We start from the raw sequence: 15180 nt of genomic DNA, 5'->3' as shown, positions 1-15180 counted from the left end.
AAATATAGGGGGAAAATCCTCTATATTTCATCCAAAAAATCCAAAAATCGAAGGCATCTTTCACGGGTGCCTTCGATTTTTGGATTCAAAAGGGACTAATGGGTCAGCCCCCTTTCTATTATTATGGAGAACCTATGATGAAATGAAAAGCGCGCGTTGGTTTTGCTTTTCTTTCAATTAAAAGAGACTGGATTATTTCTCGGTTACTTGTCCATCAGCAGAACGCGAGACTTGCATCTTCGTTACTGGTAAATAACCTAACTCTTTGACCAAACCTTCTTGGACTTCATCAGAAACCATGTAATCTAAAAATTTCTTGATTTCTTTTGTTGGCTTGCCTTTGGTATACATATGTTCATAAGACCAAATTGGCCAATCATTGGTTTCGATATTTTCAGCAGTTGGGGCGACACCATCTAAAGAGAGTGCTTCTAAACTATCATCAATATAAGACAAAGCCAGATAACTAATCGCACCAGGGGTAGAAGAAACAATCTTTTTCACCGTTCCTGATGAATCTTGTTCTTGCGCTTGAATGGTTTTTGCCCCATCTAAGCCCCATTTTTCAAAAGTGGCGCGCGTACCTGATCCACTTGCTCGGTTCACAACAACAATTTCTTGGTCCTTACCGCCTAACTCTTGCCAATTTTTCACCTTACCAGTAAAAATCGCAATTAATTGATCTTTAGTAACATTTTTGACACCGACCGCTTTATTGACAACTGGGGCCATCCCAACAACTGCCACTTGATGATCAACGAGTTTGCTTGCATCTACACCATCTTTTTCTTCTGCAAAGACATCGGAATTACCGATTTGCACCGAACCACTGGCCACTTGACTCAAACCTGTACCTGAGCCCCCGCCTTGCACGGTAATTTGATAATTCGCATTTTTGGCAACAAACTGTTCTTGCGCTGATTCAACTAAGGGCTGTAAAGCAGTTGAACCCACCGCAACGATTTGGACTTGTTTAGAGTTAGTTGAACTGTTTCCTGTTGAACTTGCATTGCCACATCCGGCTAAAAATACTCCTGCTAAAAGTAACATGGCTGATAATTTTTTCATCGTAACGACTCCTCTTACTTACTTGAATGAATTGATTTGTAAGTTAACTTCTTGCTTACATATTTATCTTAACAAGTGGATGTAAAAGTACGTTTGATTCTATGTAAAAATTTCTCTTAGATTGTAAAGGTTAGGTAAATAAAAGTCTCATAATTTTTTCTTTTCCTTTGCTCGTTTCTGTTTGCGAAAGGATTGGTATAAAAAGCCAAGATTGAGAAAGAGGAAGGTCCAAATATTTTCAAGTAAGAAATCGCCATTTACAAGATATTCGATTGTAATACCAAGGATTGAACCGACTATAGCAAGAATAAAAACCTCTTGATAAGGATGCTGTTCAAAATAATCGTTTATTTGATTCCAAAAGGACTTCATACCGCTCACCTCTGCTAGGTTTTCTTTCATCATACCACATGCCCTCCCAATTTAATGACAGAAATGAAAAATTGCCCACCTTAATAGCAAAGTGAGCAATCTTTCATTAACTGGGATATTTTAAGCTTTTTCGTTTTGAACGTATTTTTCTAAACGGTTCATCGCTTCGACTAATTTTTCCATACTTGCGGCATAACTTAAACGGACATAACCTTCAGCCTCTGGTCCAAAGGCAATACCTGGAATAATCGCTAATTGTTGTTTTTGCGCCAAATCCACACAAAAATCAAAAGAATCTTGTATTAATCCTGCTGGAATTTTAGCAAAGATGTAAAAAGCACCAGATGGACGAGCAATTTCAAAGCCAAGTGCCGACATTTTTTCAAAAAGATAATCGCGGCGTTTTTGATATTCGACTTTCATTTCATCCGCATCATTAATACCAGCCACTAGAGCTTCCACAGCGGCTTTTTGAGAAATCGTGGATGCAGCTGTTACTAAATATTGATGTACTTTGATAATTTCTTTTGTCAATTCTTTCGGCGCACAGATAAAACCGATACGCCAACCAGTCATTGCATGCGATTTTGATAACCCATTAATTAAAATGGTTTGTTCTCTTAGGAATTCCGCAATTGAAACATGATGGCCATCATAAGTTAATTCACTATAGATTTCATCACTGATTACAAAGACTTCATACTTTCTTAATACATCGGCTAAAGCTTGTACTTCTTCACGTGTATAAGTCACGCCAGTTGGATTGCTTGGATAGTTCAAAATGACTGCTTTGACCTTGTCTTGATGCGCAATTAAGGCCTTTTCCAATGTTTCAGGTGATAAGACAAAGCCATTATCACTCGTATCCATATACACCGGTTTTGCCCCAGCTAAGGTAATCACTGGTTCATATCCAGGATAAATAGGCGCTGGTAGTAAGACTTCATCGCCTGGGCATAAAACCGCAAGCAAGGCCGCTGAAATAGCTTCGGTCGCGCCCACGGTCACCAAAATCTCATCTTGCCAATGATAATCCACTTGATATTTTTGTTTTAAAAAGGCACTCGCAGCTTGACGTACATCTGCTAAGCCTGCCATTCCCGAATAGTGGGTATGGTTTTGCGTAATGGCTTCTCTTCCTGATGCTTTGACATGCTCCGGAGTTGTAAAATCAGGTTCTCCTAAAGTTAATTTTAAAATATTCGGAATCGATGAAACCCGCTCATCAAACTGACGAATTAAAGATACGGCAATTTTGCCAACTTGTGGATTGAATTTATTCGTTAAATCAACCAAATCAAACACCTCGTTATTTTTCTTTTAATTGTTTTTTGCCTATTGTATACAATGTCACTAAACTTAGCAAGAGTAGCCCAAAAAATAGCAGAAAACATTGCATGAAAAAGGATTCTGGCAAAACATTGATAATCGGATCAGTAGCTGGATCAAATAACCAATCCGTATTTCTAAATAAAATCTGATGAAAATAGATAAAAAAGCGCTCAAAACCAATCGCCATCAAAAATAATAACAGTCCAAATACCAATGCAGTCCACTGAATCGGACGAATAAATAGCCAAGTCATTTTTTGCCGATATAGCTGCTTTAAAATGCGTAGACTCGGCACAAAAGTTACAAGTAAAACGGCATAATTGAATAAAAATAACCGTTTCACCTCGTAAAAATGTTTCGCCCCAGAACTACTACTTGGAAAATCGGGTAATTGCAACGCCTTTATCCAAGGTAAATCCAAATAGGCTAATAATTGATGATAGTTATGAAATAATTGCGTGCGCGTCAAGCCAACACTTTGCGCTAAATGGTGCTGAAACTCTTGCCAATAATACAGTGGCGTAAAATGAATGGTTATCGTAATCGCCAAACTAATAATGGTCAACAACACGCACAAATACTTCAGCCAATAACTAGTCGTAAAGGATAACTTCATTATTTAAAATCCCACTGATCTAAATTATCCACCACATAACTTGGCGCCTCAGGTAAATATGGCACTTGTTCTTTAGAGGTAAATCCAGAAAGCACCAATAAAGTATCAATCCCATTATTTAACCCTGAGCGAATATCCGTTTCATAATTATCGCCTACCATGATGACTTCTTCTTTAGTCATTTGCAGATGTTCAAGGGCTTTTTCCATGATGATGGCTTCAGGCTTACCGATATAGGTCGCTTTGGTTTGCGTAGAGGTCTCTAAAAATGAGATTAACGCACCAGCACCCGGCAATAATCCGCGCTCAGTAGGAATATTTTTATCTGGATTCGTTCCGATAAAGTAGGCGCCTTTTTGAATCGCTAAAGTCGCTTTGACAAATTTTTCATAAGTTACATCATTATCCAAGCCGACAACCACATAATCGGGATTTTCATCATCTAATTCAAAACCTGCTGCGACAATTAAATCAATTAGACCCGCTTCTCCAATCACATAAACCTTGTTGCCTAGATTTTTTTCCTTCATAAAATTAATCGTCGCTAAAGTCGCAGTATAAACATGCTCGGCGGTCACATGAATATCAAATTCATTGGCTAGACGATGCGCCACTGTTTCTGGAGATTTTGTCGTATTATTCGTTACAAATAAAAACGGAATCGCCTTTTCTTGCAAATGTTCGACAAATCGCTTACCTGCTGGGATGGGTTCTTTACCTAGATAAATTGTCCCATCTAAATCAATTAAGTATCCTTTATATTTCACAGTCTAGTCCTCTCGCTTTCTTACTACAAAATTTCGCTTACCTTCGACATGACTGATGGTATGCTTTTCTTGTTTGTGATTTTCAGAAGTTTTTCGTGATTTAATCGTTGGCTTTTTCTTGTGAGCAATGACTTCACGTTTTTCTTCTACAAAAGCTTGATTATTTTTATGCTTTTTATTTTTACGATTTTGCATCTTCTCACGCTTGCCACCAATTCGTTTTACCACAAAATAGGCACAACCAAAATTACAATACTCATATAAATAATCTTCTAAAGTATCAATTCTTTGTTCGGGTAAAGCTTTTTTATTATTTTCATCAAAAAAGCCTTTTAAGCGCAACTGCTCATAACCCCAGTCGCCAACAATATAATCATACTTCGCTAGCACATCACTATAGCGTTCACCAAATTTTTGTGCATCAAACCCGTCACGATGATTGGCTACTAATTCATATTGTCTAGATCCGACTTGATATTTATTTTCTTCAATTTGGGTAACGACTTCCCCTTTATATTCCACTTTTTCTTCAGTGGCTTGTTCTTGGGTTGTTTGCACTTCTTGTTGCGTTTCCTGATTGGTCATCTTTTCACCATCCTATCAATAATATACTGTCCTTTTTATTATACCTTTTCAGCGGTTGTTTGTGTATGTTTAATTCTCATTTCTTGCTAAAAAATCGCCATAAATCTCACGCAATAATTTCGGATAATATAACGTGACCTCCCCAGCAATTTCTAGTGTTGGGAAAAAAGGTAAAAAGACCCAATAATCCAAAGTCACTAACGAATAGCTTTGATTGGCTGCAATTGACTTTCCTCTAAGACTTGCTGTTCGACTTTCCGGATGATAGACTAAGCCGTCATTATAAATTTGCCCGAAAATCTTACCACGAAATCCTAAGCCTTTTGGTTGATAATAACTCAAAAAGGTTTGATTTTTAGCTATTTCAGCTGCTAGACGTATTAAATCACGCCCTTGCAACTGAACGGTCACTAAATGCATCAAATGAGGCAATATTTCATGTAAGTCTTTTTTCGTAATGACACCTTTGGCTAAAGAATGTAAAACTAAGCCTGTATTTAATAAAGCCAAGTCTTGATTGGTCGTAGCTTTCATCGCTTGGGCTAATTCTGCGGTAATTTTTTCAATGGATTTTTCTTCAGTGATTGTGCAAAGGACTTGCTCAGCTAACAAATGTTGGCCTTCTTGAAAATACCCTTCACTCACACGTCCTTCATCGGCTACCGGTGGTAAATCTTCATAACAAATGGCCCGCGCTCGTTTCTCTTTTAGCTGATGATTTTCCAAAGTTAAAGTAATTTCACCAACATACTGGCCATACTTCCCGGCCGCTGCCAACAAAGTCTGATTTACATATTCCCCCTGAAGAAACACATGATGCGTATGCGAACCAATAATAAGGTCAATTTCAGGAAATTTTTGAGCAAGTAAACGATCTTGCTTCACACCTAAATGGCTCATCACACAAATGAGGTCAGCTTGTTGCTTTAATTCTGGTAAAAACGCACGCAAGGTTTCTTGAGGATCTAAAATCTCCCAACCATTGGCACGATACCCGGATTCAAAAGGAGCAGTCAAACCGATAAAGGCGATTTTGGTCTTGTCTTTTGTCGTCAGAATCGTATAGGCGTGACAGTTAGGTGGAAGTTGTTGATTCAATTGTTGGACATTGGCAATCACCACTTGAAAATTGGCTTGTTGATAAAGCTCTTTAAATTCATCTTGGCTAAAACCTAGTCCTTCATTATTACCCAAAGTGATAAGGTCATAGTGGGCTTGATTCAGTAATGCGATATTGCCTTTTCCATGCGTGGCCTCGGTTAAAGGGTGCCATCGATCACAAAAATCGCCTAAATCCAAGGTCCAAAGTGTTTCATCTTCTTTGGTTGCTTGTTGTTGACTTTGGATGTAATGCGCTATTCGCGGCCAATTTTCCAAATGTGAGTGGATATCATTGGTATGTAAAATCTTTATCGTTTCCATGAAAATACTCCGTAACTTTCAATTCTAACTTTAACTATAATATTTTTTAGACGAAACACAAGCAAAACGCCTAAAAAAGAGTGCCTAAAATCAGACACTCTTGTAATTTATATCATTTTTACTTTTTTCGGCAACATCGCAATCACACTTAATACCACCACAACACTCAATAAGCGATCGGCATAATCTGTAATCATCTGCACTAAAATCACGCTAGTTAATTGGTTGAGTCCTAGACCATGAATCAATTGCACAATAATACTCGAGCCTGAAGAAGTGATACCTCCAAATAAGAAATACGTGATAAAAGAAGAAATCAACGTACCTGGTAAAGAAATCACGGCAGCTTCAATCGGAACACGCCAAGTCTTATGCAAACGTTGATAAACCATCCCAGCAATAAAACCAGTACACAGTGCAACCGGGATATAATAAAGTGAGAATAAATCCGTCGTTATACCACTAAGTAAGCCACTTAACAAACCGGCTGCCATCCCCGCAATCGGTCCAAGTAAAAACGCAGCCATAATTGTCCCTAAGCTATCAAGATAAATGGGTAAACGTAAAAATAAGGCGATATTCCCACCCACATAATTAAGTCCGACACATAAAGCAATCAATGCAATTTTTTTCGTTGAGATATTTTTCAAAGTCATTCACCTAGTTTCAAATTTTTCATATCTTGTGCAATGACTTCGTGAGGTACATCTAAGACAATGGCTAGAAATTCCACAAAGAACGCTGTCGAATCGACTTGAGTCAAAATTTTGGTATTTGCCGGTTTGCGCCAAAAATCATGCGCATCTACCAAACTTTGACCACGACTGACTCCTTGATTTTCAATAACTACATAACTATTGAAGCCACTACATAACTGGGTATGAATAAAGTAAGCCACAGCTAGCGGATCATTAATCACACAGCCTAAGACATGCTCTTGTTGCCAGTGAAAATCAAAATAAAATTGGGTCATTTTTGCAAGTATTTCACCCATTTGTGGATTTAAATACTGACTATATTGCAACAAATTCGGTGTCAAAACAATCTTGCGCGTCACATCTAAGCCGACCATTTCAATCGGACAGCCTAATTTTTCATAGACGATTTTTGCCGCATCGGGATCACACCAATAATTATACTCTGCCACCGGTGAACAATTACCATGACTAAGATAAGCACCACCCATGCTGACAAAGCGTTGCATATTTAAACCGAGATTGACATTCAAATCGAGTGCTTGAGCGATATTCGTTAAAGGACCTAAGGCAATAACCGAGATTTCCTGTGGGTGAGCAAAAGTCTGAGCATAAAATTCAGCCGCACTTTGCTCTTGTGGCGTAACTATAGTCGCTTGAGCTAAATGACTTTCCCCAAGACCATCGAAGCCATGCGTATCTTGCGCGCTCACAAATGGCACAACCAAAGGCTCAGTCGCACCGAGATAAACAGGAATATCCCGACGATTGACCAAATCCAAGCAGTAATACACATTCTTGACACCGATTTCGACTGGAACATTGCCTGCAACAACACAAATCGCTACAACATCAATTTCTGGTGACTTGAGCGCATATAATAAAGCCAGCGAATCATCAATCCCTGGATCACAATCAATAATTACTTTGCGCATCTCTCCAACCCCTTTCATAATATTCTCTTTTTCTTTGACAAAAAAAGAGTTTCTGAGATTCTTAGTTTTTTATCCTGGGAAGTTTTCGAACCAGTCCAAGTTGACCTTGATTTCAATGCACGAATCAAGCATAGCGAATTTTAGATTAAAAGACAAGCCCTATTTTTTACCAATGGATAAATGAAGCAAAAAAAGTGAGCCTCTAAGAAGAAACTCACTTTTCAAGATAAGATTTAAGCATTTTTTACTTCTTTCGCAAATTTTGCTACAAAGAAAGTCCCAATCGCTGAAACAATCGCACAGACAATCAACATCATTGACACGCTGCTATATTGAAGGATAAAACCACCTAACAGACTTCCAAGCACCCCACCCATGGTAATGGTCATTGTCAGGTAAGCTTGTCCTTTGAATTGGTCTTGTGGTTTCATCATTTGATTGGTGTAATACACAGATGCTGGGGTGAATAGCGCAAAAGCAAACATTTGGAAAATTTGAGTCGCATATAATATCGGAATATTGACTGCAAAAATCGTCGCAATCGCTTTAACCGTAAACATAATACTTGCAAAAACCAATAACTTATGACTGCTATATTTGGCTACAATCTTTGAGAATAAGAACATGGTCGGAATCTCAACCATCGCCGCAAGTGACATCGTTGTTCCTAACTCTTTTGAAGTCCCATGCAAGGCTTCTACCACTTGGATTAAATAACCGTTAAACATATTATGATAGATAAATAAGCAAGTGCTACCAATTAAGACAAAGCAAAAACTTGGATATTCCTTGATAAAATACATGAAGGAACCACCAGGCACATGGTTAGGATTTTCATCGTGTGCTACTTCTGCACTCATCTTTTGAATCATCGGGAAACTCAACATCAATAACACGATCAGTCCCACGCAAATTAAACTACTAAACGGAATGACCCAACTCGCGAATTTTGATAATAAATATCCTAAAATACTTGAAAGAATCGCAAAAGCTAGCGAACCTGTTCCGCGGGCTAAACCGAAGTCAATTTTCATGCCATGACGAATATAGTAAAAACTCATCGCATTGATTAAGGGTTGTAACACCTGTAAGAAAATATTGGCAAAAATAAATAAAAGACCTACAAGTAAAAGTTGGCTAGGCACAATCGTTAAGCCTGCTAATAAAATAGCCAATACAGCTGCTACCATTAAAATAATTTGGCGAATACTTAATTTCTTCGCTTGATCGGCCAAAGTTGAAACATAAGGTTGTAATACACTACTTAAAATGTTACTACCAGCCACAATCATCCCTATCATCGCACTATTAAAGCCTTTTGATAAAAGATAAACTGTCGCAAAACTATACAAGGCACAATAACTCATCCAATAGCTACCTTGTAGAAGACTATAATTCAGGGTAAGGTTTTTCCCTTTCATTTCTGTCATCCTTCCATCAAATCTATTTGCAAAAATATTGCTGAAAACTTACAGCAATGACAAAAATTATACCATACAATCATAATCATTTGCAAAGGAAAAATCATATTTATTCTTCTTTCATGACGGCCAGACATTCCTCTTGTCTTTTCAACAACGCGAACCATTCTAATGCTGACAACAAAATAAAGAAAGTAACGATTTTCCACTAATAGAACAATCACTTTTAGACAAAAACTTTCATTCATTATATGACAGCTATCATAACATTTTTTTCTTCTACAAAAATGTTATACTGAGAAGAGAGTTATTTTGGGCATTGAAATTAAAAAGACAGTCGAAAAAAGGAATTGCTAAAAAAAGGATGCGTTCAAATCAGTATAGGCGGTGAAAACATGAAGAAAAAAGTAATCATATGAGTAGTATTCATTATTGCATTTTTGGATGGTTATTTTATATACAATCATGGAAAAGACAATACTATCTCTATCACAAATCATACAAATTTATCCTTGACTGATATGATGGTAAAGTTTCGTGGGAATGTCAATCAAAGCTTCCAAGCAAAGAAAAAGATAAAGATACCAAAAAATTTTACTGGACAGATAACGCTTCAAATTAAGAATAAAAATTCAACAAAAGAACACTACATTTCAGGTTATTATGAATATGCTTTTCAAAAAACATTTAACATTTACATCAGTCAAAATACCAACAATCAGCTTACAGTAAAAATCAAAGAATAAGCGCGATGCATAAAAAACGCCACTTAATCTAACTTGATTTGGTGGCGTTATTTAGCATTCCTTAGTGTAAAACTTAATTTAAATATCATATCTGTAAAACATAAAGAAGTCTTTCAAAAAATCACTTTGAAGGCAAAAAAAATACACCAGTCAATACTGATGCAATCAATCAGACACATGGAAAGACATGCTTAGTGCTGCTTCCTTCCAGACCTGACACGCTTCACAAGCTTTCCATTGTCCTAGCCATAACGGCAATACCTATTATATACTATTTTTTGATGAATGACTAGCCTTTTTTCGTAATTTTTTTGCTTCTCTTAGCTTTTTAAAAAATTGTGATAATAACTGGCCACATTCCTCAGCTAAAATCCCTGATTCGACATAGCTCCAATGATTAAAGCGTTCATCGGTGGCAATATTTAATAAAGAACCACATGCCCCACCTTTTGGATCAAATGCCCCGAAATAGATTTCTTCGACACGGGCTAACTGAATGGCCCCGCTACACATTACACAAGGCTCTAAAGTCACAAATAATTGACTGCTCTCTAAACGCCAACTACCGACCTTTTCACAAGCCTCTTGAATGGCAAACATCTCTGCATGGGCTGCGGCTTGTTGCTGCGTTTCTCTTTGATTATGTCCGCGCCCTATGATTTCACCTTGATAAACCACGACCGCTCCAATGGGAACTTCTGCCATTTGTTCTGCTTTTTTGGCTTCTTTAATGGCTTCTTGCATGAAATACTCTTTTTGTTCTTGGGTCAGACTGCTCCTTTTTTCCATTTTCTCATCCTAACTTCTTATTAAGAAAAGTCCCAAGAGCAATTCTTGAGACTATCTGTACTAATATTTGATTTTGATTTGTTTAATGACTGAACCTACTTTATCTTTGGCTTGGCTCGTCGCATTTTTGACTGATTCGCCATAAGTAGATAACTGTTCTTGACCTTCACCGATTTTTTTACCGATGTTGATTAATGATTCAATATCTTTATCACTTAGACGGTCCACCATATCGCCAACAAAAGCATTGCCATTTAACTTATCGTCCACAAATTTTTTGACTTTTTTGCGGTTTTGAACTTTTTTAACCTTTGTGATAATTTTATCGGCCACAATCGCTGAAGTAATCACCCCAGCTACCAAAGTGGTACTGACACCTAAGGCAATTTTTGTAGATGTTTTCATAACCATCACTCCAATTCTTCTTTTGTCTTTATTTTAGCACATTTAGAAAACATTTTCATCGATTATACAACGATTTGAGACAAATTCTAAGAGTTGTCTTTTAGTTGTCGCGATTGTTATTTCCAAAAAGAATAAATAAACGTAATAATTGAAGTAAAGTACTCACTGCAGCAGCCACATAAGTTAAAGCAGCGGCGGTTAAGACTTTTTTCACCATAGGCAATTCATCTTCAGCCAATAAGCCACCTTCACTTAAAATTTGAATCGCTCTTCTTGAAGCATCAAATTCGACAGGCAACGTGACTAATTGGAAAATAAAGACTAACGCAAATGCAATTAAGCCTAAGTTAATCAAAAATTGACCACGTAATAAAACCCCGATTAAAATCAACGGGATAGACAAAGTCGAACCAATATTGACAATCGGCACAATACCTGCTCGCAAACGCAATGGAAAATAGTTTTTCGCATCTTGTACAGCATGACCACATTCATGAGCAGCCACACCAATTGCCGCAACAGAAGTCGATTGCGCTGTAGCTTGGGATAAACTCAACATCTTCGTTTGGGCATTATAATTATCGGTCAAATCGCCCGCAATCCCTTGAACACCCACATTATGAATGCCTTGACTTTGTAAGATATACTGCGCAGCTTGCGTCCCGGTAACCCCTTTTTTACTCAAAACCTCATCATATTTACGGTAAGTACTATTCACATAAGCCGAAGCCGCTATGGATAGCATAATTCCGATAATCACTAAAATATAGGTGGGATCAAAGAAAAACCCCATCGGATACATTCCATACATTCCTTTCACCTCGTATCGATTTTCAAGAATAGTTTACCAAAAAAGTATGAAGAAATTGTAAACAGCTTTTGAAAGATTATAGTTTCTTCACAAATTCTGATTTTAATTTCATCGCACCAAAGCCATCAACTTTGCAGTCAATGTTATGGTCGCCTTCTACTAAGCGAATGTTTTTGACTTTAGTTCCTTGTTTAATCGCGCCACTAGCCCCTTTGACTTTTAAATCCTTAATCACAGTGACTGTATCGCCATCTTGTAATTGATTGCCATTTGCATCAAGGACGACTAAGCCTTCTTCTTGAACTGAATCTTCTGGTGACCATTCATGACCGCATTCAGGGCAAATCAATAACCCACGATCCTCATAAGTATATTCTGATTGACACATTGGACATTTTGGTAAAGCCATAAATTCCTCCTAAAATTGTTTTATTTTATTTTTCCTAATTTCTAATATACTTGAAAACGGGGTGACTTGCAAAGAAAATTTATTTCTGACTTAAATTCTTTGCGTTATCTAATCTGCCTATCTATAAACCTTTTGCTGTCCTCGCTGATAACTGATATACAAAGAAGGCCAAGTAGCCACTTTTCTACTTGACCTCAACCACTTTATTTACGTAAATCATCTAGAAATTCCGTTTTGCTAATCGTTTTTTCGTCTTTCATTTTGATGATTTTGGCAGGACTACCCGCAACTACCGCACCAGCTGGCACATCTTCAGTTACGACAGCACCCGCAGCAACCACTGCACCTTCACCAATGCGCACACCTTCTAGTACAACTGCATTGGCGCCGACTAACACATTGTCTTCCACAATCACTGGACTTGCTGAAGGTGGTTCTAAGACGCCGGCCAACACAGCCCCCGCACCAATATGCGCACGTTTTCCTACTGTCGCGCGTGCACCTAAAATAGCTCCCATATCAATCATGGTCTCTTCGCCTACTACGGCACCAATATTAATCACGGCGCCCATCATGACGACAGCATTTTTTCCAATAACAGCTTGGTCACGGATAAACGCACCTGGTTCAATTCGAGCATCCACTTTGGTTAAGTCTAATAGTGGGACAGCGGAATTGCGACGGTCATTTTCTAAATAAGAATCCGTAATCTTATCTTGATGCGCATCTAAAAAGTCGGCTACTTTTGCTGCATCGCCAATCACAAAATGAAAATTCCCTTCACCAAAAATTTTCACTTCATCACTCGTCACACCAGATAAATCACCTTGAACATAGGCTTTGACTGGCGTTTGTTTCGTTGCATCCTTAATATATTTTGCTAACATATATGGATCGGTAAATTGTAATTCTGACATTTTCCACCTCGATAAATTCTTAATTTTGATTCACTAAATCAGCCATATTATATTTGCCACTTGGCTGTTTGGCAAGAAATTCGGCTGCTTCAAGGGCACCTTTGGCAAAAATATTGCGTGATAAAGCGGTGTGTTTAAATTCTAAAATCTCATCTTCACCCGCATAAATCACGATATGCTCACCAGGAATCGTGCCTCCACGCACCACTGAAATCCCTAATTCACTCGTTTGGCGCGCTTCATCTTTTGGCGTGCGGTCATAGATATATTCTTTTTTCTCCTGACAAACTTCATTGATGCTATCCGCCAATAATAAAGCCGTTCCACTCGGTGCATCTTTTTTCTGATTATGATGTTTTTCAATCATTTCAATATCATAATCTTTTTCTAAAATTGGTGTCACTGCTTGCAAGGCCTTAATCAAGACATTAATCCCTAAAGACATATTCGCCGACTGAAAAATCGCAATCTCTTCACTTGCTTGGTCAATCGTTGCTTGAATGTCTGGCGTTAACCCTGTAGTAGCAACAACAACTGGCAAGTGTAAGGATTTGGCATCATTGACTAACTGCGTCACAGCTGAAAAGTGTGAAAAATCAATCACGACATCCGCTGTTTCTTGGACTTGTGCTAATTGCGCATAAACTGGAAAATCACTAGGTAAATCCGTATTTTGATCAATGCCAGCTACGACTGTCATTTCTTCTTTAGCCGCAATCATGGACTGTAAGACTTTGCCCATCTTACCATGACAACCACTTAAAATAATCTTTAACATATTTTTATCCTTTCTATCGTCACTTCTAATACCTATAATAACCCATATTTTTTCATTTCATTTTCTAATAATTCGACAGTTGTATCTTCTGGTTGGTCTAGTGGTAAGCGATAGTAGGTATCATAGCCTTTAAGCATACCGACTGCTTTTTTAATCGGCACTGGATTAACCTCGCTAAAAATCGCATCAATTAATGGTTTTTGTGCTAATTGTACGGCTAAGGCTGCTTTTGTTTGACCTTCTAAATAATCATGCACCATTTGCGAAGTTTGTTTTGGTGCAATATTACCAATCGTAGAAATCACACCTGAACCACCCACAGACAATAATGGAAGAACTTGATCATCATTTCCTGAATAAAGCGCAAAGTCCTCATCAACCAGACGCGCAATCTCCACAATTTGTGAAATATCCCCACTTGCTTCTTTAATACCGACAACATTAGGAATTACTTTTAATTCTTTGACAATCGCCGGAGTCAAATTCATCCCTGTCCGTGAAGCCACTGAGTATAAAATAACCGGTAAATCAACACTGGCACAAATTGCTTGATAATGTTTGATAATGCTTTTCTTCGTTGCTTTATTATAGTATGGTGTCACGACCAATAATGCATCGGCCCCAACTCTTTGGGCTGCTTGAGATAATTCAATCCCGTGTTGAGTATTATTAGAACCTGTCCCACCAATGACTGGAATACGGCCATTTACTTGTTTGACCACTGCCTCAATCACGGCGATATGTTCTTGATCGTCTAAAGTTGAAGCTTCTCCTGTTGTCCCACACGCGATAATGGCGTCGGCTCCTTGTTGTACATGCCATTCAGCTAGCTCTTTTAACTTATCGAAATCCACCGTTCCATCTGCTAACATTGGGGTAATCAGCGCGATTCCTGCACCTGTAAAAATTGCCACTTTTTGACACTTCCTTTCAAATTTATCATTAATTGTTCATTTTCATTAGTTTTCAGACAATAAAATGAAAAAATACTAACAAAACAATATGAATTGCTCTAATTATATTATATAATGTAAATACTTAGCAAGGAATATTCACTAATTTCTGCAAAAAATTTTTCAAAAATAAGCAGGTTAGTTGCATTCAATCTTAAT

General features: G+C 37.8%; 17 protein-coding genes, 1 other RNA gene and 1 riboswitch. All 18 genes read right to left on the bottom strand.

All coding sequences use genetic code 11. From position 1 onward, the window contains the following. Positions 1-192 precede the first annotated feature (192 nt). Positions 193-1068, bottom strand: a complete 876-nt coding sequence (locus tag ACTQZM_RS00495; RefSeq protein ID WP_441652546.1) for a phosphate ABC transporter substrate-binding protein — start codon at positions 1066-1068, stop codon at positions 193-195. A 147-nt stretch (positions 1069-1215) separates the two neighbouring features. Further along, entirely contained in the window at positions 1216-1473 is a 258-nt protein-coding gene (locus ACTQZM_RS00490) for a hypothetical protein (RefSeq protein WP_441652545.1), read from the bottom strand. Positions 1474-1560: 87 nt separating this feature from the next. After that, positions 1561-2736 (bottom strand): pyridoxal phosphate-dependent aminotransferase, encoded by a 1176-nt coding sequence (locus ACTQZM_RS00485; protein WP_171310120.1) that lies wholly within the window; start codon positions 2734-2736, stop codon positions 1561-1563. A 13-nt stretch (positions 2737-2749) separates the two neighbouring features. Beyond that, the gene (locus tag ACTQZM_RS00480; RefSeq protein ID WP_441589640.1) at positions 2750-3388 is read right to left on the bottom strand and encodes a DUF1461 domain-containing protein; all 639 of its coding nucleotides are present in this window, start codon (positions 3386-3388) and stop codon (positions 2750-2752) included. Further along, positions 3388-4155: a TIGR01457 family HAD-type hydrolase gene (locus tag ACTQZM_RS00475; protein ID WP_441652544.1), complete on the bottom strand. Its 768-nt coding sequence runs from the start codon at positions 4153-4155 to the stop codon at positions 3388-3390. The genes ACTQZM_RS00480 and ACTQZM_RS00475 overlap by 1 nt, the downstream gene beginning before the upstream one ends. 3 nt (positions 4156-4158) lie before the next feature. Beyond that, complete coding sequence (locus ACTQZM_RS00470; RefSeq protein ID WP_243199164.1) at positions 4159-4740, bottom strand: YutD family protein; 582 nt, start codon at positions 4738-4740, stop codon at positions 4159-4161. A 69-nt stretch (positions 4741-4809) separates the two neighbouring features. Beyond that, positions 4810-6162 (bottom strand): bifunctional metallophosphatase/5'-nucleotidase, encoded by a 1353-nt coding sequence (locus tag ACTQZM_RS00465; protein ID WP_441652543.1) that lies wholly within the window; start codon positions 6160-6162, stop codon positions 4810-4812. Between the two features lie 107 nt (positions 6163-6269). Then, the gene (locus ACTQZM_RS00460; RefSeq protein ID WP_441652542.1) at positions 6270-6818 is read right to left on the bottom strand and encodes an ECF transporter S component; all 549 of its coding nucleotides are present in this window, start codon (positions 6816-6818) and stop codon (positions 6270-6272) included. Then, on the bottom strand, positions 6815-7792 hold the full coding sequence (locus tag ACTQZM_RS00455; protein ID WP_047342273.1) for a nucleoside hydrolase: 978 nt from the start codon (positions 7790-7792) through the stop codon (positions 6815-6817). The genes ACTQZM_RS00460 and ACTQZM_RS00455 overlap by 4 nt, the downstream gene beginning before the upstream one ends. A 55-nt stretch (positions 7793-7847) precedes the next feature. Continuing rightward, positions 7848-7892: riboswitch (PreQ1 riboswitch) on the bottom strand. Positions 7893-8025: 133 nt separating this feature from the next. Then, positions 8026-9213: an MFS transporter gene (locus tag ACTQZM_RS00450; RefSeq protein WP_047342230.1), complete on the bottom strand. Its 1188-nt coding sequence runs from the start codon at positions 9211-9213 to the stop codon at positions 8026-8028. A 900-nt stretch (positions 9214-10113) separates the two neighbouring features. Beyond that, an RNA gene (gene ffs / locus ACTQZM_RS00445) (signal recognition particle sRNA small type) lies at positions 10114-10213 on the bottom strand. A 10-nt stretch (positions 10214-10223) separates the two neighbouring features. Beyond that, positions 10224-10748, bottom strand: coding sequence for a tRNA adenosine(34) deaminase TadA (gene tadA, locus ACTQZM_RS00440; RefSeq protein ID WP_441652541.1), 525 nt, complete (start codon positions 10746-10748; stop codon positions 10224-10226). Between the two features lie 60 nt (positions 10749-10808). Further along, positions 10809-11153: a hypothetical protein gene (locus tag ACTQZM_RS00435; RefSeq protein ID WP_016251238.1), complete on the bottom strand. Its 345-nt coding sequence runs from the start codon at positions 11151-11153 to the stop codon at positions 10809-10811. A gap of 100 nt (positions 11154-11253) precedes the next feature. Further along, positions 11254-11964, bottom strand: a complete 711-nt coding sequence (locus ACTQZM_RS00430) for a zinc metallopeptidase (RefSeq protein ID WP_248624191.1) — start codon at positions 11962-11964, stop codon at positions 11254-11256. A 76-nt stretch (positions 11965-12040) separates the two neighbouring features. Continuing rightward, positions 12041-12373, bottom strand: coding sequence for a zinc ribbon domain-containing protein YjdM (locus ACTQZM_RS00425; protein ID WP_060470762.1), 333 nt, complete (start codon positions 12371-12373; stop codon positions 12041-12043). 203 nt (positions 12374-12576) lie between these two features. Then, positions 12577-13290, bottom strand: a complete 714-nt coding sequence (dapD, locus tag ACTQZM_RS00420) for a 2,3,4,5-tetrahydropyridine-2,6-dicarboxylate N-acetyltransferase (RefSeq protein ID WP_243197808.1) — start codon at positions 13288-13290, stop codon at positions 12577-12579. A 19-nt stretch (positions 13291-13309) separates the two neighbouring features. Continuing rightward, on the bottom strand, positions 13310-14068 hold the full coding sequence (gene dapB, locus ACTQZM_RS00415) for a 4-hydroxy-tetrahydrodipicolinate reductase (RefSeq protein ID WP_441652540.1): 759 nt from the start codon (positions 14066-14068) through the stop codon (positions 13310-13312). Between the two features lie 32 nt (positions 14069-14100). Then, positions 14101-14982, bottom strand: coding sequence for a 4-hydroxy-tetrahydrodipicolinate synthase (dapA, locus tag ACTQZM_RS00410; protein WP_441652539.1), 882 nt, complete (start codon positions 14980-14982; stop codon positions 14101-14103). Positions 14983-15180: the final 198 nt, after the last annotated feature.

The sequence above is a fragment of the Enterococcus cecorum genome, assembly GCF_052119425.1.
GTDB lineage: Bacteria > Bacillota > Bacilli > Lactobacillales > Enterococcaceae > Enterococcus_E > Enterococcus_E cecorum_C.
The sequence above is the reverse complement of the archived record's forward strand: the minus strand, read 5'-3'. Positions and strand labels throughout refer to the sequence as shown.